This is a genomic window from Candidatus Planktophila versatilis (genome assembly GCF_002288265.1).
Classification (GTDB): domain Bacteria; phylum Actinomycetota; class Actinomycetes; order Nanopelagicales; family Nanopelagicaceae; genus Planktophila; species Planktophila versatilis.
In genome coordinates this window covers 262,988-285,321 of the sequence record NZ_CP016778.1, presented here as the reverse complement: position 1 = coordinate 285,321, position 22,334 = coordinate 262,988, and the positions used below count along the sequence as shown (strand labels likewise).

Sequence of the window (22,334 nt, the reverse complement as noted above, 5' to 3'; positions counted from 1 at the left end):
CCAGCGCCCCGGGTTTTCACACCGTATTGACGAGGTAGCTGTATCTAGGTACTCCCCTTAATTGAAGAGGAGAATACGGCAAAGGCTTTGGTGAAACAAAGTAAAATCCCAATATGTCCGGATTTAATGTGCAGGCCGTGAAGGCGCTCACACGAGAATTGCCCCCACTGGGTGATAAATCAGTGGCCTTTGGTGCTTATGCATATATGAAGGGCGCTGCGCCCTTTCTCGGAGTCAGAGCACCTGAGCGGCGCAAACTCTTTAAGGAAATATTTAAGTCGTTACCCATTCCCACATCAGATGAATTAGGTCTGACAGCGAAAGCCTTGTGGAAATTGCCGGAGCGCGAGTACCACTATGCCGGTTGCGATCTCATTGATTACTTCATTGATTGCGCTGATAGAAAATTCTTAGCAGATCATGTTGAGTACCTAGTCAGCCACAAGTCGTGGTGGGACACAGTTGACACCCTGGGATCCGTTGCCATCTCTCCACTGACTGTGAAATACCCATCGGTGAAACTGATGCGTAGTTGGAGTAAGAGTCCAAATATGTGGCTTAATCGAGCGGCAATCCAACACCAACGTGGGCGCAAATCTGAGACTGATATTGCACTTCTCTTTGAACTCATGCATCAGCACGCCAACGAATCAGAATTCTTTATTGCCAAAGCTATTGGTTGGGCGTTAAGAGATCTATCGCGGATTGATAATCGAGCAGTGAAGAAGTTCTTAGCAGATCATCCAGAGTTAGACCGAGTGGCGGTTCGCGAAGCGCAGAAGTTGGGCTTTAAGTAAGAAGTGTCAGTATGCACCCGTAGTTACCGGGTGCAACATAATCTGTCATGACAACTCCTTTGAGGTGGGCAGAAATGCCCAGGTTTCCTGTGACGGTACTCCTCGTTGCCTGGATTTAGAAGAAGTTTCTCCGGAGAAGTTCAACAAAGAGGGGTATCACCGAGAAGGTCTTCCTGGATCTCGGATAGCTGCGCCCTGTCACCGTTCCAAATCTGGATAAGTAGAGATAAGTTGCCTCAATGACATCACTTCCCAAGCCGCATCTCTTTAGACCAGAAGATTCACGGCCGCTGCGATGGGGAATCTTCGGCGCTGGCTGGATCGCTGAGCAGATGATTAAGACTGCGCAGAAGAATTCAAGGCAGAATTTTGTTGCAGTTGCCTCTAGAACACCAGGTAAGGCAGAGACTTTTGCAAAGACATTTGGCATCGCTGATTTTTATGCCTCATACGAAGAGCTAGCCGCCCGCCCAGATATTGATGTAATTTATATTGGCACTCTTCCCTCTAACCGACTTGAAGTTGCGCTCATTGCAATTAATGCAGGTAAACACGTATTAATTGAAAAACCAATTACGATGGACGTTAGTGAAGCAGCGCAGATTTATGCTGCTGCTAAAGCGAAGAAGGTCTTGGCAGTGGAGGCGATGTGGACTCGCTTCCTGCCGCATATGGATATCGCACGACAGCTGGTGGCAGATGGCGCCATTGGCGATGTTGAATTAGTTGTTTCTAGTTTCTGCCAAGCAAACTTGGGAGTTGCCCGGCTTTACACACTCGGTGGCGGTAACCCAATCATTGATATGGGCATCTACCCCATTGCTCTATCGCAAGAATTTCTAGGTGAGCCCAGTGAGATTCATGGTTTTGGAAAGCTGCACCACAATGAAATAGATGAAGAGACTCATGCCTTTATGAGATTTGAAAGTGGGGCCCGCTCTAACTTTGTGCTCTCAGCTCGAACCTCGATGCCCATTACCGCCGCTATCTCTGGCCCCAAGGGCAGCATCTCTTTTGGGCCGCCATGGTTTTCATCAACATCGGTAACGCTGCATGGCAATGGGCTCAATGAGCCGCTTGCGACCTGGAGTGATGAATCGGGCTTGGTCGAACACCTTGGGCTGATCCATCAGGTCAATGCATTTGCTCAATATGTGGAAGCAGGACTTCTAGAGGCCCCGCTCTATACGCACCGAGAGTCACTTGCCAATATCAAGACTGCCCTCACCATTGGCTCGCAGATAGGTACCCGATTTAAATAAGGGGCTCCCGAGGTCTTCAATTTTGGGCGCCCACGCGGTAACTTAGAGCCAGCAGGTTCTAGTGAAAAACCATTACTGAGAGGCCCCACATGAGCACACCTATTCCAATTATTGATACTCATATTCACCTTTGGGATTTTAAACATCCAGAGCTCAAGTGGGTTTGGCTTAGTCCGGACTTTATTCATCCGATTATTGGAAATATCGATGCCATTAAGTCCGAAGCATTCGTACTTAATGATCTTTGGTCAGAGGCTCGCTTTGCAGGTATCGAAGCATTCGTTCACGTACAAGCAGCAATTGGTTCGCCAAACCCAGTCACTGAAACTCGATGGTTGACGGAAATGGCAAAAACTGGTCCAGTGCCGATGCGAATCGTCGCCGACTGCCCACTTGGAGCACCAGAGGCGGCCCAGCAACTAGATGAACATGCCGAATCTCCGCTCTATGCCGGTATCCGAGATTTCAATGCAGAGCCCATGTTGGCAAGTGGTGAAATCAATCCCGCATATGAGGCATCACTGAAGAAACTCACCAAGCAAAATGTTGTCTTTGATCTTGACTGCGGCTGGCCGAATATGGGCGCAGCCGTAGAGCTGGCCAAGCGTCACCCAGATTTGAAGATTGTTCTGGAGCACATTGGATTCCCACGTGCGCGTGATGATGAGTACTTTGCCAACTGGTCAAAGGCAGTACGCGAATTAGCAAAAGCTCCCAATGTGACCATGAAGATTTCTGGTATGCCAATGACGGACCCACGTTTTAGCAAGGAATCACTGCGTAAATGGGCTGAAGTGTGCTTGGAAGCATTTGGTCCAAATCGTTGTGTGCTTGGCTCTAACTGGCCAGTGGATCGTCTCTACAGCTCATACGACATCATTATGGGCTTTACGCGCGATTACATCTCAACATTTAGCGCTTCAGAGCAAGAAGCAATCTGCCGTACTAATGCAAAGCGCCTATATAACTTCTAATTCAATTCACTTGCGCGTTAGTCACCCATAGTTGAAGTGGTTTACGGACAGCAAGTAGTTCCGGAAATGTTGGTTGTGGGTCAAGGATTGAAAGCTTAGGCATCCGCTCCAGCAATTGACGCATGGCGATTCGGGCTTCAAGACGGGAAAGGGGGGCCCCAATACAGAAATGGATACCATGGCCGAAACTGATGTTACCGGCATCTGCTCGAGTGATATCAAATACTTCAGGGTTGGAAAAGCGTGCCGGATCATAGTTTGCAGCGCCAATCATAAAATGAACATAATCACCAGCTTTAATAGTTTCGCCAAGAATTTCGATATCTTCACTCGCAACTCGAGATTGTTTTAAAATCGAGGATTCATAGCGCAAAGTCTCTTCCACCGCTGCATCCATTAATTCAGGATTACTGCGCAATAAAGCCAATTGCTCAGGGTGATTGACTAGCGTCATCACCATATTGCCAATTAATCCTTCAGTTGTTTCAAAACCAGCAAAGAATAGGTTGATTGTTAGACCAACTATTTCTTTATCCGTTAATCCATCTTCGGCACCTTGTGAATTAATGATTCTGCTTAAGAGTCCATCATTGGGTGTTTTACGAACCTGCTCGAAGAAGCCCATGAGATATTCCTCGGCTTCTCGTGCTACCTCTTCGGCATATGCTGCTTGTTCATGAGTAATTCGAGCAGAGGCGGTAAATCCAGCCACACCATCTGACCAGCGTTTGAGATCCCATTGTTTCTCAAGTGGGATTCCAAGTAGCTCGCAAATAACCATGGCTGGTAGTTGGAATGAGAATTCATCAACTAAATTAAAGGTCTCTTTCTTCATCGCCTCATCAAGTAAATTGGAGACGATAGCTTCAATTTTAGGCTCAAGTGCGTTGATGCTACGAGGTGTAAAGGATTTACTAATTAAGCGGCGTAAACGAGTGTGTTCTGGTGGATCTTGAAACACCACCTAATTGCTCAAGTTAGTAAGTATGTGTGGCATTTTTGCTAATTCATCTGCGGTGAAATGAGAACTCGCTTTGAGCATGCGCTGTTTCTGAGTGAAAACATCTAAATGAAGCCCATCTTCTACTTCTTGAAAAGGACTCACAATCCAGGCGCGTGCTTTTTCACTCCAAAAAATTGGGCTGGACTCTAGGATTTCTCGATATATGGGATATGGATTTTGAAAATACTCAGTCGATAAAAACTTCTCATCTGCACGGCTGTGAATTGTCTGCACCAGCAACCTCCCCATCATGCCAACTTAAAGCAGCAATTTATATGCGAATGGAGATACCTTATCTCTATATTCGTAAGATAGGAAGGGTATAGTCAATGTGTGAGCTTGCTTCTCGCCATTGCAGCAGCACTCGCCTTTGCAGTTGGAATCTTTCTAACTAGGGGCGTTGCGCTCAACATCTCGATTTATAAAGCAATAGGCCCACTATTTGTTCTCAACGCTCTCTTTGTATTTCCATTAATCCCATTTGGGCCACGTTGGATTCTTTGGTCTGGATCAGTTCCTTATCTACATATTGTGGGAGCTATAGGCAGTGGCGTGGTGGCTGGAATTATCTTCAGAATGGTCTCTCGGAGTTCGGCATCTGTGATGTCTGTCGGGCAAGCTCTCACGCCGGCGGTGGTACTGCTTGCTGGACCAATTGCACTGGGAGCCAGCATTATTCCGATACAGGTTCTGCTGGTAGTTGTATTGGTATTTGCGACAATATTTCCACTACGCAAGAGTCTGGCTGGAGTTAGTTCATTTACAGCAATTTTTCTCATGATTGTCATTGGCGTATTAAGTGGCCTTGTGACTGTGGCTGTTGTCCTTCTAGATAGGGCCGGAGTGGGCACAACTGAAACTTTTATTGTTCGCCAATTGCTCGCTGGTTTTATTTTCATGGCCATCTTCCCGCCTATAGGGCTGCATTGGCGAGATTTCCTGCAACTAGTAAGGCGATCATTTTTTATGAGCATGGGATGGCTTGCCTCTATTTATGCGATCCGCGAAGGCTCGCCCGTAGTTGCTCAGTCGGTGATGGCGACTATTCCACTGTGGGTAATTCTGATTGAGGTAATCGTTTATCGAACTCGTCCTTCACGCCCAGTGGTCTTTAGCGCCATTGCGATTGCCATCGGTATCTATGCCTTAGCCCTGACCTCCTAATGTCAACTTTCACTCTAGGAAATCTATTGCCGCCAGCCCACACCTTCCAATACTGTTTTGATTCTGCAGTTCTACCGAAGTTCGACTTTCAATTAAGGGGAAAAGATGTCTCATAAAGGAAAACTCGCGGTAGTTACCGGCGCAGCTTCTGGAATTGGTCAAGCAACTGCCATCAGGTTGCGTGATGAAGGCATGCGAGTCATTGCCGTGGATATGAATAAGGATGCGTTGGAGAAGGTCACGGGCGTTGAGCACCTTGTTGCCGATCTCTCCAAGAGCGAGGACCGCGATAAGTTAGTAGCAGCCGCACAAGGTGCACATGCCCTAGTTAATGCCGCTGGGCTCATTCGCTTGAAACCAATTCTTGAATTCACCGTTCAAGATATTCGCGATATCTATGCAGTTAACGTAGAGGCTGTCTGGGACCTGACAAGCCGGATCGGGCGCACGATGACAACAGGTGCGAGCATTGTTAACTTAAGTTCAGTCTCTGCCAAGCTGGCGACAACTCCAGAAACTGCTGTTTATGCCTCCTCTAAGACGGCGGTGCTTTCGATTACGCGCTCATTCGCTTATGCATTTGGATCAAAAGGTGTGCGCGTCAATGCGATTTGCCCAGGCATTGTTGATACTCCGATGCAAGACAAAGTTTTAGAAAGACTTGCCGAAATTCGTGGAATCCCCGTTGAAGACATCACGTCAAAGCGCTTAACTTCAGTGCCTCTAGGTCGGGCATCAGAGCCATATGAAACAGCTGGCTTTATTTTCTTTCTCATCTCGGATGAGGGCTCCTACTTCACAGGACAAGCTCTCAGCCAAGATGGTGGAATCGTTATGTAGTTTTCCCGCAACAAACAACCAACCGAAAGGAATGAGAGATGGGCGAAATATTGGGATTTTTTCACGGCGGAATTACTGTTAAGGATTTGCAAAAATCCCTGAAGTTTTATCACGACGGACTTGGGCTTAAGGTGAAGTTTGAAAAGCTCCTCAATGGTCCTTACTTAAGAACGGTCCTGAATCTAAAATTTGATGCGATAAACGTTGCCTTTCTTGAAGTTCCTGGTGGCGGATTTATCGAGCTACTGGATTATCAAGGTATTGAAAAACTGTCAGCGGCATCGCGTCCCTGCGATTTTGGTGGCGGGCACATTAGCTTCTACGTTTCAAAAATTGATGAAATTGCAGAAAAGATGTTCAAAATGGGATACATCGCACGTAGCGAAAGTTGCGTTGACATCACTGAAGGACCAAATGCTGGCGGGCGTTCTTTGTATCTGCTAGATCCAGATGGTTACCCAATCGAATTGTTTATGCGTCCCGCCGACGCATAAGCTCAATTTGTAATAACACCGAATCCCAGGCTTTTTTAGTCTAGGTGCCAGACTTCTTTAAACTCAAGCAGGTTTCCCTGGTTATCGGTCAAATTAACGATGACATCTTTAAACCATTCTGCCCAGCGAGCATTTGCCTCACTCTTGCCAAGCTTTTCGAAAGCTGTCTTCACATCAGGCTCAACTTCAAAATACCCAATAACGTGAACTCCGCGACGAAAAAGACTGTAATTTTTAAAGCCGGCATCCTTAATCGCTGTTACCAACTCAGGCCAGATTTCATCATGACGCTTCTTGTACTCGGCCTCTTGACCTTCGAATATTTCGAACATAAAACACATTCTTGCCATTATTCGACTCCTAAACGAGATAGTAATGAAAACCTAGGTGGGAATTATTCAAATGTCAACAATTATTTGTGCTTTATTCCTCAGTTCATGTGAACTAGATGAATGAAAAGGGCAATAATCAAGAGTATTGAAAATAGCAAGAGCCCTCATCGCGAGCGTGAAATTAAGACGTTACCCACCATCGAAACTGTGTGATGAAGGGGCTTGAGGATGAAATATGACTGTGAAAAAGCAAAAAGGACTTGGAATTAACCAAGTCCTAATTACTACCAAACCCGAAGTGCATAATCATTATTGCACACAACTTGAGAGCTGCAATCGAAAGCAAAAGGGACCTGGTGATTAACCAAGTCCCGATTACTACCAAACATGCGTGGCTAAAGTATTACATAGATGTACGGTTACCCGCAGTAACTAGATCTAAAGAAGAGTAGCCCTAAAAGCTGAAGGAGAAACTCACCTAAAGAGTTGGTGTTGTGTAAAGAACTTTTCCGCCCACCTTTATCTCGGTGTCAACCAAGTACTTTTTAACGGCCACTAAATTGATTTCAAGACCGATTCCCGGGCGATCAGGAATAGTAATCATTCCATCGCTTTCGACTTCAATTTTATCTACAGTCAATTCAACGCAAAGTGACTTAGGTTCCATCGGATACTCGGTAATCCAAGAATCTTTAAGCCCTGCGAAGGGCTGTAATGAGGCTGAAAGTGCTGAGTGTGAGGTGAAGGTGTGATTTACAAATTGAACCCCTCGTGCCTTTGCATATTGAGCAACACGGTAGGCATCGCCAATTCCACCAATATATCCAGTGTCGATTTGAACGAACCCAACTCCACCGTGGTCGATCAAATGCTCTGCTTGGAATGGATTATGCGCACCTTCTCCACCAGCTAACTTAACCTTGGGTGTGCGCTTTGCTAATTCGCCATATGAAGCTAACGCAGCAGCGTCAAAAGGTTCTTCATACCAAAGAACACGTGCATCAGAAAGCGCCTGCAATCTTGCGGCAGCGGCTTCCACATCCTCGTGGAAGATAGTTCCAGCATCGATCATCAGGTGTGCATCAGCCCCAATGCCCTCTCGCGCAGCATGAATATGGTCTGCATCATCTTGCACACTTCCACGTCCAAAAGGGCCCCACCCAAATTTAATTGCACTAAATCCAGCTTTTCTAATCTCACTTGCCTTCTTCAACGTTTCTTCTGCGGTATCTCCGAATAGAACAGAAGCGTATGGAAGTTTACGAGTGGCTTCTTTATAGCCAAGCAATCTATAGATGGGCTCTTGCCTTACCTGACCAAGCAAATCCCACAGTGCAATCTCAATTCCAGAAAGCGTTAAATCACTTTGAATGATGGCATAGAAGGAATTAGCTCGTACTTTACGAGAAATTGCATAAATATCTTCCGGTGAATTCAGTGGTTCGCCCAAAACTGAGTCAATTACTGGATGGCAGGCGCTATGTGACATAGGAGCAATCCAGCTTGCAATCGAAGTAAGTGGTGACGCCTCAGCCTCTCCCCATCCAACATAGCCATCTGCAGTAACGCGCACTAAAAGCGCATCTTGGCTACCATCACCGATATCTAGCACCTCTGGCATGCGCAAATAAAAGAGATCTACGGAATCGATTTTCATCAGTCGTCCTATACGCCCGACCAGTGGTCGACCTGAGGTGGGCTTACCAAGTTTCCGCCGATAGCTGCTCGCCATTGGATAAATGCATCGCTCTGACGAAATCCCACGGTGTGGTCTTCCAGGGTCTGCCAGTGAATAAGCAATGTGTAAGTATTTGCTCGCTCAATTCCCTTGTGCATTTCGAAATCGATGAAGCCTTTCGACTTGGACAAGATTTCCGAAACTGCCCCCTTTACTGCAGTTTCAAATTTCAAATGGCTATCAGGTAAAACTTCCATAAAGGCGATTTCAAGAATCATGGCTGAATTATATAGGGGCCAAGGAATTGGAAAAGGCCCCGATCTCTCGAGGCCCTCCCATGCAAAGCTGATACAACTCTTTTGACCATTACCAATAGGTCGAGTTGAAACATCTAAGACTGTGGTGGAGACGACGGGGTTTGAACCCGCTCCAATAGTTTGGTAAACGATTAGGCTGCCAATTACAACACGCCCCCATCACTGGAGCGAAGTTACGCAAGTGAGCAGTACTCCAAATTAGAACCGAAACTACCTGTTGATAAATCAATTCTGTGGAAAGCAAAAGGGACCTGGCTATTAACCAGGTCCCGATTACTACCAAACTATTGTGTGCCAAGTATCTCACATAACTTGAGAGTTGAAGTGGAAAGCAAAAGGGACTTGGTGATTAACCAAGTCCCGATTACTACCAAACCGTCGTGGAGAAAGTATTGCATAGATGCACGGTTACTCGCAGTAACTAGATCTAAAGAAGAGTCACCTCATCATCTGGATTAAGCAATCACTTTGAAACTTTTTCCGGAATTGGTGGATGTATAGATATCTGACCCCACAGTTACCAGCATTAACTGATCGCTAGCGCTGAGAATCCCAGGAGCGCCTTTAAATGTGCTGAGCTTTATCCAAGTTTTACCAGAATTTGTTGACTTGTAGAGCGAGTTTCCGCCCAGAGCGTATAGACCCGAATCTCGCCATTCGATCTGGGTGAATTTGAGGCTATTCTTAATTTTAGTTGTTGATTTAAATGCATTCTTGGTAATTAGCAATTCAGAATTCTTAAGTGCTATAGCTACTCCTGGCAGCTCGGGTGAAACTGCAATATCTGCAAAGGTACTCGTCCCTAAAGATTTCCATGTCTTTCCAGAATCTGATGAATACAGTAAATTCCCACTCTGTGAATCTGTGCCATAGAGCTCACTGCCGGCACCTTCTAAAGAGTGGAAATCAACTTTCCCAACCAAAGAGATGGCTTTCCAACTTAATCCTCCATCCATAGATTTAACGAGGCCAATTGGGTTTGGTGCTTTAGATCCTTGAGCAGGGTGTCCGCTTGCAAATAGTACCTTTCCTAAGGGTGTCAGCCCCATCACATCAATTTTATCTTTTCCTACTAACTTCATCTCATTGTTGCCAACTAGCTCATAAAGCCCCTCATGAGTTAAAACAAGTATCTTGCTTTCTACAACTTTCACATGATGTATATGTGAGACGGAATCAAGAGTTGCAGCGCTTGCTCCGTCACTCAAACCCAAGAACGCAACGATGGCAAGGGTTAGAAATCTGACTCTTATGCTCTTTATGGCTAACGTCCTCATTTTTTCCTCATCTCTATTGCTTCTATTTCCGACTAAACCCTGCCCGCAAATGGCATCATTCCGGGCATACTGTAAATATCTGAATACCTAAGTCCTTTTTTGGTTGATCTGGCCTCCCACATCATTCCGCCACCTGCATAAATACTCATATGGTGAATGGTGCTTTGTGTTCCTTTGTAGGAATAAAATATTAAGTCACCCGGTTCCATTTCTGCTATTGGAATCTGCTTGGTGTAGGTATAAAACAACCCTGAGTTAAGGCGATCCCAGATTGGCCAACCCAGCCCAGCAGATTTATAGGCAGCGTAAACCAGCCCTGAGCAATCAAATGCGTTTGGTCCTTCATCGCCCCAAACATATGGTTTCTTTGCCAACACTTGTCGTTTAGCAAATTCAACAGCCTTCAGCCTCTGATCGACGGTGGTTCTTGAATTTGCTACCCCTGTGGGACCGCCACCACGCCAGACTTTTGCCTGATTAGGAACCTTGCCAGCTTCGATCGATCTGGCCTCTTCCAAGAGCGCCAACTGACGCCTCTGCTCAAGGGTCAGTCGTACCTTTCTAGCGGAAGCAAGCTCCTTTTGTAATTTATCTTGGACCGCTTGCAGTTTATCAACTTCTGCTTGCTGAGCATCTCGAATGGCATCAGCTTCCTTCTTCGCTACCGCAACTTTTTCAGTAACCTTTACTTGACGTTCCTTTGCAATGACCGCGATTGCTTTAGCTTGCTTGGCGATTTCTTCAGCCGCCTTGAATCGTTCAAGTGCGACCTTATTTTTTGATCCTAAATTATCAAGTAAGGAGATAGTGTCAATTGCATCTTGCGGACCATTGGCGCTTAAAAGATTTTCAATTCCGCCCATATTGCTTCCCGAGATATAAGCCGCTACCGCCAATTTACCAATATCACGATGAGTTTGAAAAACCTCTGCTTCAGCTGCCTCCATCACCTTGGTCGCAACGTTAAGTTCTCTGACGGCAATCGCCAGCTCATTTATCGCCGATACATATTTTTTGTTGGCCTCAGCTGCAAGGATTGCAAGTTTCTTGAGGTTGCCTAATGCTGATGAGAGTTTTTTTGCAGAAATTGCAGCACTCTTCTTCTTTTCCTCTTCAATTTTCTTAGCCGCTTCAATCTGAGCAATCGTAGGCTTATGTTTGGTGGCAAAAGCTGGTGGCAATATCGAAACCGAAAAGAAGACAATGACGAGAGTAGTTAGCCCTCTAATTAGCTTAAACTTAGTCATAGTCGCCTAGCCCCTACAAATGGTTTTCTGCCAAACATTTTCGTTAATTTGACTACTTCGACTTTTTTTCCTGGTCGGGGTGCTTGCACCATTTTTCCGCCACCCATATATATGGAGACATGGCTAATTGGTTTGCCAAAGAAAAGTAAATCACCGGGCTTCAACGAACCGTAAGAAATCGACTTTCCATACCTCACTTGCACTCGAGAAGAGTGAGGTAGTGACACCCCGGCTGCTTGATAAGCGCGCATCGTGAGCCCGGAACAGTCCCAGCGAGTTGGCCCGGCAGCTGCCCACACATAGATGTCACCGATCTGTTTGAGTGCAAATTTCAGCGCAGTGGAACCTCTTGAATTGTCACCGACGTAACTAGTCGCATATTTCTGTGAATCTTTAAATATCTTATTTTCTCTTGCAGCTTCTTGACTAAGCAGCCGCTCTCGATCTTCCTTTTTTAATGAGTTAAGGATTCGAGTTGCCTTCGCAAGGGCGGCTTTGGCTGCAGAAACCTCTCTACTTAGTTTGATATTTTCGGACTTGAGCAGATTCACTCGGTCGGCTATTACAAGCTGTGAGGATTGAACTTTCTGCTTCGTTAGCATGTACTTGCGAATTTCATTGGCATATCGGGTACCAACCACATTTAACATGGAAGCATCGGAGAGATATTGCGAAGGATCGGTGCTGAGTAGCAACTCGAGTCCCGTTCCAAATCCTGAGCCTTGATAATTTTGAAGAGCGATACGGCCAAGAACTTTTTTCGCCTCTTCCAGGTCAGATTTGATGAGAGATTCCTGCTCTTTTAAACTTGTCGTTTCTCTTTCGAGTGAAGCAATTTTTATGGTTGCTTCATTTGCTGCTTCGTATTTATCCGCAGCCAGAGTGCGCAATCTATCTACCTCCCGTTGCGCACCTGAAACCGAGGGAGCTGCCCACGCAAAGGAAGGTTCAAATAGAAAGAAAACTACTAAAAAAGCAGCGATGAAGCGCTTCATGCTCAGCCTCCAAAACTTCGCTTACTTCGAGACTTCCATCAGTAGCTTTTGCATTAATGAGATCTCCCCCGATTGCGCGGCTCGGATCTCCTTCGACAGTGCTCTCGCTTCTGAATTCTTTGAACCACTCAGCATTGACAACATAGTGAGCGCACCTTGGTGGTGCTCAATCATGGCTTTAAGGAAGGCGGTATCGAACTTTGGACCCCGCAACTTTTTCAATTCAGCAACTTGACTCTCAGAAAGCATTCCGTCCATGCCCATGCCATGTCCCATGTCATGCCCCATCTTTAGGGGCGCTTTCTTTGCCGCAAGCCAATACTTCATCTGGTTAATCTCTTTTTTCTGATCAGAGATAATTCCTGAGGCAAGAGCTTTTACTTTGGTATTCGAAGAGCGCGCAAGGGCCGATGTGGACATGTCAATCGCTTGCTGATGATGAGGAATCATGCCTTGAGCAAACATGATCTCATTCGCGCCCAGACTTTTCAGACTACTGGCATGTGAACCAGCTGTTGCAGGCTGGGTAAAGAAGGGAAGGGAAATAACGGCAATCAGTAATACGGTTTTCTTAAACATTTGGAATCCTTTGCTCGATTTGATAAGACACTGTCTATTTAATCGAGAAAGGATTAGATGCGGATGACTCCCAATTGAGGACGAGAAAGAGCTAGCTGGAAGACCTGCGGTCGATAAATAGCAGATGATTCTCGAACTGAGTTCACAAAACGAGTCAATCTAGACCTCGGGGCTCTAACATCTAAAAACTTTCTACCAAGTAAAAGCACTACGATGAAAAGTGCCACACATCCAGAATCAACTAATCGCTCACTACTATTTGATGAGACATTGAGTGGATTGCTTGCAACAGTTGATCCGGACACAGCATCAGAGTGATGGTGTTGCGTAGAAACTGGATTACTGGACATGGCATTGCACTGATGGGCAATCACTAACCCAGTTGAAAATATAGCTAGAAAAATTGCAAAGAGCAGGGCTAAGTGCTGATTGCTTTTAGTTGCCGAGTGCATGGCAAAACTTTACCAGTTTCGACTATTTTGTCGGCCTTCTGAGAAGGACTCGCTAATAAATTGTGACTAAAAATACACAACTACCTTCAGTCATTGCCAGAATCATCCTCTAAGCCAGAGTAAAAAAGAAAGAGCCCCGATTTCTCGAGGCTCTCCCATGCACAGCTATTGCAATTCTCTTGACCATTACCAATAGACCGAACTGCAGTAACTAAGACTGTGGTGGAGACGACGGGGTTCGAACCCTCTCCGATTGTTTGGTAAACGAACAGGCTGCCAATTACAACACGCCCCCATCACGAGCGTGAAGTTAGGACGTTACCCACTATCGAAACTGTGTGATGAAGAGGCCTGTGGATGAAAGATGAATGTGCTAAAGCAAAGGGGACTTGGATATAAACCAAGTCCCGATTACTACCAAACATGCGTAGTGGAAGTATTGCACATAACTTAAGAGTTGGAATAGAAAGCAAAAAGGACTTGGAATTGACCAAGTCCTAATTACTACCAAACAACCGTACTCGAATTATGTCACAAAAGTGAAGTTACTCGCAGTAACTATTATGTGAAGAAGAGTCGCCCTATAAGCCGGACCCGAGATTGCCCAGTTGAACATTGCTACCGAACATTTTGACAGAGAGCCCCTTACTGCTGAGTGAAACTGATTTAACTTTAAGCCCCTTAGGTGGCGTCAGGCTTCTTTGGTTCTTGCTTTTAATTTGAGTTTGAAGATCGGCCGGTAATGATGAAGCAGGGATTTGATTGCCAAGGATTGAAACGCTCTGAAGTTCAAAATAAAGCTGGCTATTTGAGTACTTTGGAATTAGGAGCGCTGTGCTCATTCTACCTGCTCCTGCAGACACTTGTAAAGTATTCCCCACAATTTGTGCATCATTGAATTCGGATGATTTTGTAATTGTCGATGCAGGAATAGTAGCCGTTACTTCCAAAGAGCCAACTAGGGTTGGTTTTGCTTTACTGATATTTGATGCGGAGATGTCTAGCGAAGTCTTTGTGCCGCTCCCTTTAAGAGCAAAACTCTTGATGTTTATGTCTGCAGATTTAATTGAATCAGAAGTCAGATTGCTTGGTACATCTGCCAATGGAACAGAGGCGCTAATACCTGAAGCATTGGGCATCTCTCGCTCAACCTTTGAAGTAATCTGCGATGAAATGTATTGTTGAACTCCCAATACTCCACCCAAAAGAATAAATGCTGTTGCAGAAATTGCAATAGTTTTAATTTTCATTCGCGGAACCTATCGGCTCAAATTCTTTAAATCGGTAACCACTGGTGTGAATACCCTGTGAATTTAGAAAAGAAGAGTCGCCCTATAAGCCGGAGAAATAGAAAGGGCCTCGATTTCTCGAGGCCTTCCCACACATATCTGGCAAGCAACTTCTTTACTACCCGATTGTTGCTACACCCTTTGAGATCTTCATAGGAAGGCGGGTAAGCCCTGTCGTTGCTGGTCCTAACACCAAATCACCGTCAGGTTCGAATTCAGAGCCGTGGGCATTACAAACCCATCCACTCTCATTTCGCGTGACAGTTACTCCTTGATGTGGGCATAAAAGATTAAGGGCAATGTATTGAGAGGTGCCAGTACGAGCGATCGCTACTGGCACCCCCTTTACGGAACCAATTCTTGTTGCCCCACCAACTTTTGCTAATGCCGGCACTGCATTGAGGTTTACCGATATGCGACCACCAGGAAGCTTCTTCACCGCCGCATTTGCTGCAGCGGGGATCTCACTTCCACCTAAAGCGACAACAGCGCAAACACCTGCAATCAAAGAACGACGCGAGATTGGTTCCATCTTTAGTCCTCACTTCAACTTGCTGTACAGAGTGACATCAGCTGTTCCAAAGGCCAATCCATCTGGCAATGAACCAGCTGGTAGACCTAAGACTGATGCGATGGTTGCAGCTACTCCTGGCGCAAGAACCAATGTGGTACCTGTGTAGGCAGTTGTACGCTGCTTTGCCTTCTTATCGTTTGTGATCTTTGGCTTAGCAGTTGACGCATTAGTGATTGTTAAAATATCTACGATCGCATCTCCTGCCTGTGGAACTGTGGCTGAAACGACTCCCGTGGCTAGATCAATAACTGGATTTTTGAGTGTGAGGTACTGGTTGTTTTCTGTGTTGAAGAAAATAATGTTGCTTCCAACATGTTGAACACCAGCCTTATTTGCAGTTATTGGAATATGAAAAACAACCTGGCTGGTTGCCGCACTCAGATTGTCACCAACAACAGCAGATGTTGCTCCACCTTGAACATAAAGAATTACACCTGCTGCTTCAAGAGTTGATGCAACTCCTGCAGCGGTCTTCATGTGTGTCATGCTTGCACCTGGTTTTACCGTATCAGCAAAGGCAACATTCGAGCTTAAAACTAGACCAATCACGGTCGCAATACTTACAAGTACTTTACGCATTCAATTTCTCCTTATTTCAATTTCTTAAGAAGTAGTTTCATGGATGTTATTTCTTTACTTTGTGCAGAATTGATGGCTTTAGCAAGCGCCTTAGCCTCCGCATTTTTGGAATCAGAAATGAGATCAACCATTTCAAGTGCCCCCTGATGATGCTTGATCATCAGTTGCAGGAATGTCCGATCGAACTGGGTTCCAGTTAGACGTTTCAGTGAAGCAAGTTCCTTCGTAGTTAACATTCCAGACATCTGCATATCGTGATCCATCGTCATTGAAGAATCTGTCGCTTTCAGCCAATACGCCAATTGTGACTTTTCAGTGCCTTGAAGGCTCTTTATCTGGTTAGAGAGTTTCAAAATTGCCTGGTTGCGACTCTTCTTAAGAGCGGTTTCCGACATAGAAATCGCTTGCTCATGATGCGGAATCATCATCTGGGCAAACATGATTTCATTCATGCCTAGATTTTGTAATGACTTTGCATGCGTCGAAGCATTAGCGCCATTTGGAATCAGAATGACCCCAACAGCCAACAATAAAATACTGATTTTTTTCAGCATAAAAACTCCTTTTCTCGTAATTAATTTCTGGACGAGAGAAGAATTAGATGCGAATTATCCCCAACTGAAGATGATTTAAATTGAGATAACCCAGATTTTTGGACAGAAATAGGGGTGCCTGATATCTCGGTAGAGAAAATTGCTTCGCCGTGAGCGTTGATCTAATCGCACGTGAGAAGCGAAGCAAAAGCAAAACGATGAATCCAACCACAACACATATTTCACTGCTGAGCGTGCTTCCCACAGAAAGAAGTGTTTCTTGAGAATTCGAAACAGCACTGGTGATTACTTGAGGTGAATGACTATGTGTGTGCCCTGCGTGACTACTCACTGCCTCAGATTGGCTCGTCGGTTGCACCGTCGATGCAACATGGCAGTCAGGTGCTGCAGCAGCTCCTGAACTAAAAAGAAGAAAAAGGGCAGTAAGTGGCACGGCTAGCCATCGCACCTTCACAGCCCTAATAAACACCCCCAAATATTAGAGGTCACCCAAGGGAAATTCCATTTGAAATATTACGTGTTTCGAGCTGAGACTAAATTTACTCAGCGAACTCTAAATATGGTGAAGATTCGCCGCATAAGTGAGTTTAGGGAACTAGTCTGAATTTCCTGCCAGCATCCAACGACGTATAGATATCTGAGACCACAGTTACCAGCATCATCTGATCACTGGCACTCAGAATGCCAGGAGCGCCCCTAAATGTGTTCAGTTTCTTCCAAGTTTTACCTGTATTTGTTGATTTAAAGAGCGAACTGCCACTCAATACATAAAGTCCTGATTTACGCCATTCGACTTGAGTAATTTTGAGATTACTTTTGATCTTTGTCGATGATTTGAAAGAATTAGCGGTGAGCAGTAAGTCTGAATCCTTAATCGCAATAGCCATTCCTGACATTTCAGGTGAAACAGCAATATCTGTATAGATGTTTGTTCCTAAAGTTCGCCATGTCAGACCAGAATCTGCTGAGTACATTAATTTTCCAGTTTGTGAATCTGCACCGTAAAGATCGGTTTTGGCGCCTTATAGCAAGTGGAAATCAACTTTTCCGACCAAAGAGACTGCTTTCCAGGTTAAGCCACCATCAATGGATCTAACAAGGCCAATTGGATTAGGCATATTGGAACCTTGCGCAGGGTGTCCGCTAGCAATCAAAGCTTTATCCAAAGTTGTAAATCCCATTACATCAAACTTATCTTTTCCAACTAACTTCATTTCATTCTTACCAACTAATTCAAAGAGGCCCTCGTGAGTTAAGACAAGCACGTTTTTTTCAATGACTTTGACATGGTGGATGTGTGAGACTGAGTCAAGAGTTTGGGCGTATGCGATATTGCTGAACCCAAATACACCCACAAGTGTGAGAACTAGAAATCCAATAGTAATTCTTCTAAAACTAAGCATACTTAAGTCTTTCTTATCCAATTCGATTGAGCATTTTTTTCATTTGCTCAATCTCGGCAGTTTGAACAGAGACAATTTCTTTTCCAAAGTTTTGAATTTCTGAGCGATTCGAATCCTTAATCATCGTAACCATGTGGAGAGCACCTTCATGATGGGTGATCATGCCCCTCAGCCAGTAGTTATCAAATTTTGAGCCACTAAGAGAGTTAAGGGTATCCAGTTCAGATTCGGTGAGCATTCCACCCATTCCATCACCCATGGAGTGGTTCATTCCGTGATTCATACCGTGGCCCATCATTGAACTATCGCCCGCATCTGCAAGCCAATTTTTCATTTGAATAATCTCAGCGGCTTGTCCATTTCTAATTTTCTTAGCCAATTCAATAAGTTCGGTGTCTTTGGAACGAGAGATGGCCAGATCAGAAATATCAACGGCTTGTTGGTGATGAGGAATCATCATTTCAAAGAACATTGCATCTGAACCAAGCAAACTGGAGTTCGTTGAGTTGTTTTCTCCATCCATGGCTGAGTGGTTCATCCCAAACAAACCTGAAGAGCTATTTTGAGTGCCCATTAAGAAAATAGTGACGCCAATGAGTACTGCTATGACCCCTGATAAAATTCCAGTTTTCTTGTCGATATTGATTTGCATGACCACCATCTATCTCTACTCAAACATACTCGTAAATTCTGAGGGTTTCCTGTCACAAGCGAAGTTGTTTGTAGTCAGAAATCTGCCCACAAAACTGCCCATATTTGCCCATCGTTTCCCCATAAAAACATACAAATCTGCGACAGGTTATGTAACAACTTGTACAAACAAAATGCAGAAAGGTGAGCGCAGTTTTAACCTGCGCCCCCCTAATTGGAAGAAGAGTCGCCCTATAAGCCGGATCCTGTAGTTCTTTCGAACCGATCACCATCCATCTAGATCTGCAATTGCTTGCAGATTCAAGCAACCTACCCGATAGCTTGCGCGAGCAACGCACTATCTTCTTGGTCTTGCTTCAGGTGGGGTTTACATAGCTACATGTATCACTACATGCACTGGTGGTCTCTTACACCGCCGTTTCACCCTTACCAATATTGCTATTGGCGGTTTACTTTCTGTTGCACTTTCCCGCGGATTGCTCCGGGTGGGCGTTACCCACCACCTTGCTCTGTGAAGTCCGGACTTTCCTCGGTCCAGTCTAGAAATTAATCTAGAGCTGCAACGCGGTGATCCGGGCGACTCTTCGTTGGCTAATGGTACGGGAGTTTAATTACCGCTTGCTACGTAATCTTTCAGGGCCTGGCGCTCGGATTCGAGTTCATTCACATGATTTTTAACCACATCGCCAATAGAAACTATAGAAATCAAGGCTCCTTCGCCATCAACAACTGGAACGTGACGTATCCGCAGCTCGGTCATCATCTGCATTAGTTCTGCAACGGTGGAATCTGCGGTGCAGGTGTGGACATCGACGGTCATGATGTCGCGAACATGCATCCCAATTAGTTGGTCGAGTTTGCCCGGCATCGCTCGGACAACGTCTCGCTCGGACACAATTCCATCAATTTTCTTGCCATCACTAGAGACAACTAGGGCCCCGACATGGTGTGAGTTTAATGAGCTCACCAAATCATGGATGCTGGCACTAGCTGAAATAGTTTCAACGCGCTTTCCTGAGATTATGCTGCCAATCTTCATAGGCCACTCCTTAACTCTTGAGTGGCTCCATACTGCTCTCTTGCCAGCAAGAAGCAATAGGGCGGGTTGGTTAAATCTTCTCTTTTCCTGAACCACCACGGGTGGCATAGAGGCTAGTAATCGCGGTAACCGTAAGCGTAGTAATGATGACCGCCAAACTTAGCTCGAGTGAAATCTCAGGCACGTGAACCCCGATGCTGTGTAGGGCGTGGAGGACCATCTTGACTCCGATAAATGCCAAGATAAATGAGAGCCCGCGAGATAAGTGAATCAGTCGATCCATGAGGCCTTGGAGTAAGAAGTAGAGCTGGCGCAAACCCATCAGCGCAAAGATATTTGCGGTTATGACTACGTAGCTGCTGGTCGTCAGACCAAGAATGGCCGGAATGGAATCGAGTGCAAAGATTAAATCTGTGATGCCAAGGGCCACAAGTGCGATGGCAAAGTTACTGAAACCTCGTTTGCGCATAAATACGACAAGCTTTGACTCTTCTTCTTCCACATTCTCTTTCTCATTTACCAACTTATAGGCGGTGAAGATCAGGAATGCGCCAAAGAAGAAGAAGACCCAGGTGAACCTGGAGACAAGTGCTACGCCAAGGAAGATAAGGATGACGCGCAGGACAATCGCAATCAGAATTCCGTAAAGCAGGACGAGTTGTTGCGACTCTTTCTTGATCTTAAGTGTGGCGAGCAGGATGATAAAGACGAAGAGATTATCAACTGATAGCGAATACTCGGTGAGCCAACCAGCGATGAACTCTTTGCGATATTCAGCCGGAGCCCACTGCGGCAAGAAGTAACCAAATGCAATGGCGGCAACAACGTAAAAGAGGGTCCAACTTAAGGCTTCGCGCGGAGTTGTCTCTTTATTTCTGCGCACGATTGCCAGGATTAAATCGGCAACTATGACTGCGCCAAGTACCGCAACAGTTACTAGCCATTCTGTAGATGAAATCAACGTAGGTGCCCTCTTTCATTGACGGATCGCACAGCGCGCAGGCCATCAGATGGCCAGATAGAGATAGAGGATATCGAACATGGCGCCGCATCGACGTGGAAGACGGCTTCGGCTGGTGCTCCTATGGCCAATCTCACCGCAGTCTTGATGACTCCGTTATGTGTCACAACAATTATCTTCTTCCCTGGATACTCGGCCACCAACTTCTCGAGCGCTTCTTCAATGCGCACTGTTGCTTGGTCCCATGACTCTCCCCCACCGGGTGCATAGGCAGTTGAGTTAAGCCATGCCTGATAGGCATCGGGCTCTTGCTCTTTTACCTCTTCAATTGATTTCCCATCCCATGATCCAAATGAGAGTTCAAACCAGGCTTCATCAAAGATGATTTCAAGTCCGGTGGTGCGCGCGATTGCTTCAGCTGTCTGTCGCGTGCGATTAAGTGGTGAAGCTATAAGAACTTCGGCACCCAACTTCACAGCCTCTTCTGCAACAAGCTCTGCTTGATCAAGCCCATCTTGCATTAGTTCTGGATCAAGTGCTCCAGTTCCGGAGAATTTACGGGTGGGTGTGAGAACTGTTTCCCCGTGGCGCACAAAATAGATAAAGGTAGGAATCTCGGCGCTGCGCAAGCGATCTGTCAGGTAATTCTGTTGAATGACGGCAGCTGGTTTATGGGCACTGCCACCATCGAGTGCCTTATTGGCAAGGCGATCGGCATGTGAATTATCATCACGGGGAATCCAAGAATAGGTGACAAGTGATGGCGTGTGAGCATCGCGGCATTGCTTAGCTAAATCGCGCATATCAGCATGCTTAATCTGCCAACGGCCAGACATCTGCTCAACAACTAACTTAGAGTCCATCGCAACTTCCACCGTTGCCTCTTTATCCAATTGATGGATATGAGCAAGCCCAGCGAGCAGGCCGTTGTATTCGGCAACGTTATTAGTTGCCACCCCTATAACATCAAAGAGTTCGGCGACGATCTTGCCGTTTTCAGTAACCACTGCGCCATAGCCAGCAGGACCTGGGTTTCCCCGAGAGCCGCCATCGGCGGTTAACTTAAAGTGACGTGCCATTAGTGATCACGCACCAATATGCACCGACATTCTTCACATCTAATAACTTCATCATCTGCCAACCCGGTGATTCTTTGCAGCTCATGTGCATTAAGGGTTAAGTGGCAACCCTTGCATTGATTTCCAGCAAGTGCTGCCGCACCTATGCCACCATCTGCTCCACGAATTTTTTCATAGAGCGCCAGGAATTCAGCGCTGACTGATTGTGTGGTTGCCGCACGATCTGTGGCAATTCCTTCAAGTTCGGTGTTAATTGCAGCCATAGCGTTTTCTTTGCGGATATTTAAATCAGCAATGATTGCCGCAAGCTCTGCTTCCTCTGCCGTTAAAGCCGCAATGCGCTCTTTGAGTCCATCTACTCGCAACATGATTTCAAGCTCAACTTCTTCTAACTCAGATCTGCGAGCGCCTAAGGTGACAAGCTCATGTTGGGTCTGCTCAAGTTCTTTTGGGGTTCCGGTTCCGGATGCCAGTCGGGTCTCATCACGAGTAATGCGAGTAACGATCTGCTCAACATCACCTTCAGCACGTAGTAGCTCGCGCTTGACATCACTGAGTTCGGTTTCGGCGGCAATACGTAAGTCGCGCACATTATTCGCCTTGATGGTGCTCGAAGTTATCTCAGCTAGTTCGGGCAGGGTCGCTGCCTTGTTCTTTAAGGTGGCGCTGTGAAGGTCAAAATTTTGAATATCGAGGATGGAACGCTGGTCGCTAGCGCTAGCTTTCACGGCGTTCTCCTCTAGAAAAGTGGCGGTGCAATATGTAATTCTTAGCCGAACCTTACTTTACCCAGT

General features: G+C 45.8%; 27 protein-coding genes and 1 other RNA gene. 6 read left to right on the top strand and 22 right to left on the bottom strand.

Annotation, left to right across the window (positions count from 1 at the left end; all coding sequences use genetic code 11):
- Positions 1-113 precede the first annotated feature (113 nt).
- The 3 genes from A1sIIB76_RS01475 to A1sIIB76_RS01465 all read left to right on the top strand — a co-directional run bounded on the left by A1sIIB76_RS01475 (position 114) and on the right by A1sIIB76_RS01465 (position 3,033).
- A complete protein-coding gene (locus A1sIIB76_RS01475) occupies positions 114-797 on the top strand; it encodes a DNA alkylation repair protein (protein ID WP_095696800.1) in 684 nt (227 codons plus the stop codon).
- A gap of 239 nt (positions 798-1,036) precedes the next feature.
- The gene (locus A1sIIB76_RS01470) at positions 1,037-2,059 is read left to right on the top strand and encodes a Gfo/Idh/MocA family protein (RefSeq protein ID WP_095696799.1); all 1,023 of its coding nucleotides are present in this window, start codon (positions 1,037-1,039) and stop codon (positions 2,057-2,059) included.
- An 89-nt stretch (positions 2,060-2,148) separates the two neighbouring features.
- Positions 2,149-3,033 (top strand): amidohydrolase family protein, encoded by an 885-nt coding sequence (locus tag A1sIIB76_RS01465; RefSeq protein ID WP_095696798.1) that lies wholly within the window; start codon positions 2,149-2,151, stop codon positions 3,031-3,033.
- 1 nt (position 3,034) lies between these two features.
- Here A1sIIB76_RS01465 and A1sIIB76_RS01460 read toward each other — a convergent pair whose 3' ends face one another.
- Positions 3,035-3,997 carry a cytochrome P450 gene (locus A1sIIB76_RS01460; protein ID WP_095696797.1) on the bottom strand — a complete coding sequence of 321 codons (963 nt, stop codon included), beginning with the start codon at positions 3,995-3,997 and terminating at the stop codon, positions 3,035-3,037.
- Positions 3,998-4,270, bottom strand: coding sequence for a hypothetical protein (locus A1sIIB76_RS01455; protein ID WP_095696796.1), 273 nt, complete (start codon positions 4,268-4,270; stop codon positions 3,998-4,000).
- Positions 4,271-4,369: 99 nt separating this feature from the next.
- Here A1sIIB76_RS01455 and A1sIIB76_RS01450 point away from each other — a divergent pair, with 99 nt between their 5' ends.
- From A1sIIB76_RS01450 to A1sIIB76_RS01440, 3 genes are all read left to right on the top strand, one after another.
- Positions 4,370-5,200, top strand: coding sequence for an EamA family transporter (locus tag A1sIIB76_RS01450; protein ID WP_095684412.1), 831 nt, complete (start codon positions 4,370-4,372; stop codon positions 5,198-5,200).
- A gap of 105 nt (positions 5,201-5,305) precedes the next feature.
- Positions 5,306-6,040, top strand: a complete 735-nt coding sequence (locus tag A1sIIB76_RS01445; RefSeq protein ID WP_095696795.1) for an SDR family NAD(P)-dependent oxidoreductase — start codon at positions 5,306-5,308, stop codon at positions 6,038-6,040.
- 38 nt (positions 6,041-6,078) lie between these two features.
- Positions 6,079-6,534: a VOC family protein gene (locus A1sIIB76_RS01440; RefSeq protein WP_095696794.1), complete on the top strand. Its 456-nt coding sequence runs from the start codon at positions 6,079-6,081 to the stop codon at positions 6,532-6,534.
- A gap of 35 nt (positions 6,535-6,569) precedes the next feature.
- Here the strand turns inward: A1sIIB76_RS01440 and A1sIIB76_RS01435 are convergent, their stop codons facing one another.
- The 20 genes from A1sIIB76_RS01435 to A1sIIB76_RS01340 all read right to left on the bottom strand — a co-directional run bounded on the left by A1sIIB76_RS01435 (position 6,570) and on the right by A1sIIB76_RS01340 (position 22,268).
- Entirely contained in the window at positions 6,570-6,866 is a 297-nt protein-coding gene (locus A1sIIB76_RS01435) for an L-rhamnose mutarotase (protein ID WP_223298362.1), read from the bottom strand.
- A 478-nt stretch (positions 6,867-7,344) separates the two neighbouring features.
- Positions 7,345-8,523 (bottom strand): mandelate racemase/muconate lactonizing enzyme family protein, encoded by a 1,179-nt coding sequence (locus A1sIIB76_RS01430; protein ID WP_095696793.1) that lies wholly within the window; start codon positions 8,521-8,523, stop codon positions 7,345-7,347.
- Positions 8,524-8,531: 8 nt separating this feature from the next.
- Positions 8,532-8,822 (bottom strand): antibiotic biosynthesis monooxygenase family protein, encoded by a 291-nt coding sequence (locus tag A1sIIB76_RS01425; protein WP_095696792.1) that lies wholly within the window; start codon positions 8,820-8,822, stop codon positions 8,532-8,534.
- Positions 8,823-9,316: 494 nt separating this feature from the next.
- Entirely contained in the window at positions 9,317-10,069 is a 753-nt protein-coding gene (locus tag A1sIIB76_RS01415; protein ID WP_125918780.1) for a WD40/YVTN/BNR-like repeat-containing protein, read from the bottom strand.
- A 101-nt stretch (positions 10,070-10,170) separates the two neighbouring features.
- A complete protein-coding gene (locus tag A1sIIB76_RS01410; RefSeq protein WP_095696790.1) occupies positions 10,171-11,385 on the bottom strand; it encodes a C40 family peptidase in 1,215 nt (404 codons plus the stop codon).
- The gene (locus A1sIIB76_RS01405) at positions 11,382-12,380 is read right to left on the bottom strand and encodes a C40 family peptidase (protein WP_095696789.1); all 999 of its coding nucleotides are present in this window, start codon (positions 12,378-12,380) and stop codon (positions 11,382-11,384) included. Before A1sIIB76_RS01405 ends, A1sIIB76_RS01410 begins: the two co-directional genes overlap by 4 nt.
- A gap of 21 nt (positions 12,381-12,401) precedes the next feature.
- Positions 12,402-12,959, bottom strand: coding sequence for a DUF305 domain-containing protein (locus A1sIIB76_RS01400; RefSeq protein ID WP_095696788.1), 558 nt, complete (start codon positions 12,957-12,959; stop codon positions 12,402-12,404).
- A gap of 53 nt (positions 12,960-13,012) precedes the next feature.
- A complete protein-coding gene (locus tag A1sIIB76_RS06865) occupies positions 13,013-13,411 on the bottom strand; it encodes a hypothetical protein (RefSeq protein ID WP_125918779.1) in 399 nt (132 codons plus the stop codon).
- A gap of 581 nt (positions 13,412-13,992) precedes the next feature.
- Positions 13,993-14,661 carry a hypothetical protein gene (locus A1sIIB76_RS01395; RefSeq protein WP_095696787.1) on the bottom strand — a complete coding sequence of 223 codons (669 nt, stop codon included), beginning with the start codon at positions 14,659-14,661 and terminating at the stop codon, positions 13,993-13,995.
- 157 nt (positions 14,662-14,818) lie between these two features.
- Positions 14,819-15,232 carry a QcrA and Rieske domain-containing protein gene (locus A1sIIB76_RS01390; RefSeq protein WP_095696786.1) on the bottom strand — a complete coding sequence of 138 codons (414 nt, stop codon included), beginning with the start codon at positions 15,230-15,232 and terminating at the stop codon, positions 14,819-14,821.
- Positions 15,233-15,241: 9 nt separating this feature from the next.
- Positions 15,242-15,853: a hypothetical protein gene (locus A1sIIB76_RS01385; protein WP_095696785.1), complete on the bottom strand. Its 612-nt coding sequence runs from the start codon at positions 15,851-15,853 to the stop codon at positions 15,242-15,244.
- An 11-nt stretch (positions 15,854-15,864) separates the two neighbouring features.
- Positions 15,865-16,407, bottom strand: coding sequence for a DUF305 domain-containing protein (locus tag A1sIIB76_RS01380; RefSeq protein WP_095696784.1), 543 nt, complete (start codon positions 16,405-16,407; stop codon positions 15,865-15,867).
- A 587-nt stretch (positions 16,408-16,994) separates the two neighbouring features.
- Positions 16,995-17,381: a beta propeller repeat protein gene (locus A1sIIB76_RS01375; RefSeq protein WP_095696783.1), complete on the bottom strand. Its 387-nt coding sequence runs from the start codon at positions 17,379-17,381 to the stop codon at positions 16,995-16,997.
- Between the two features lie 48 nt (positions 17,382-17,429).
- Positions 17,430-17,810, bottom strand: a complete 381-nt coding sequence (locus A1sIIB76_RS01370) for a hypothetical protein (RefSeq protein ID WP_095696782.1) — start codon at positions 17,808-17,810, stop codon at positions 17,430-17,432.
- Positions 17,811-17,823: 13 nt separating this feature from the next.
- On the bottom strand, positions 17,824-18,462 hold the full coding sequence (locus A1sIIB76_RS01365) for a DUF305 domain-containing protein (RefSeq protein WP_190286248.1): 639 nt from the start codon (positions 18,460-18,462) through the stop codon (positions 17,824-17,826).
- Positions 18,463-18,679: 217 nt separating this feature from the next.
- Positions 18,680-19,045: RNase P RNA component class A (gene rnpB, locus A1sIIB76_RS01360), an RNA gene on the bottom strand.
- A 23-nt stretch (positions 19,046-19,068) separates the two neighbouring features.
- Complete coding sequence (locus A1sIIB76_RS01355; protein ID WP_095696780.1) at positions 19,069-19,500, bottom strand: CBS domain-containing protein; 432 nt, start codon at positions 19,498-19,500, stop codon at positions 19,069-19,071.
- Positions 19,501-19,570: 70 nt separating this feature from the next.
- Positions 19,571-20,461 (bottom strand): TerC family protein, encoded by an 891-nt coding sequence (locus A1sIIB76_RS01350; RefSeq protein WP_223298781.1) that lies wholly within the window; start codon positions 20,459-20,461, stop codon positions 19,571-19,573.
- On the bottom strand, positions 20,458-21,540 hold the full coding sequence (locus A1sIIB76_RS01345) for a bifunctional RNase H/acid phosphatase (RefSeq protein ID WP_095696779.1): 1,083 nt from the start codon (positions 21,538-21,540) through the stop codon (positions 20,458-20,460). Before A1sIIB76_RS01345 ends, A1sIIB76_RS01350 begins: the two co-directional genes overlap by 4 nt.
- Positions 21,540-22,268, bottom strand: coding sequence for a zinc ribbon domain-containing protein (locus tag A1sIIB76_RS01340; RefSeq protein WP_095684399.1), 729 nt, complete (start codon positions 22,266-22,268; stop codon positions 21,540-21,542). Before A1sIIB76_RS01340 ends, A1sIIB76_RS01345 begins: the two co-directional genes overlap by 1 nt.
- Between the last annotated feature and the right edge of the window lie 66 nt (positions 22,269-22,334).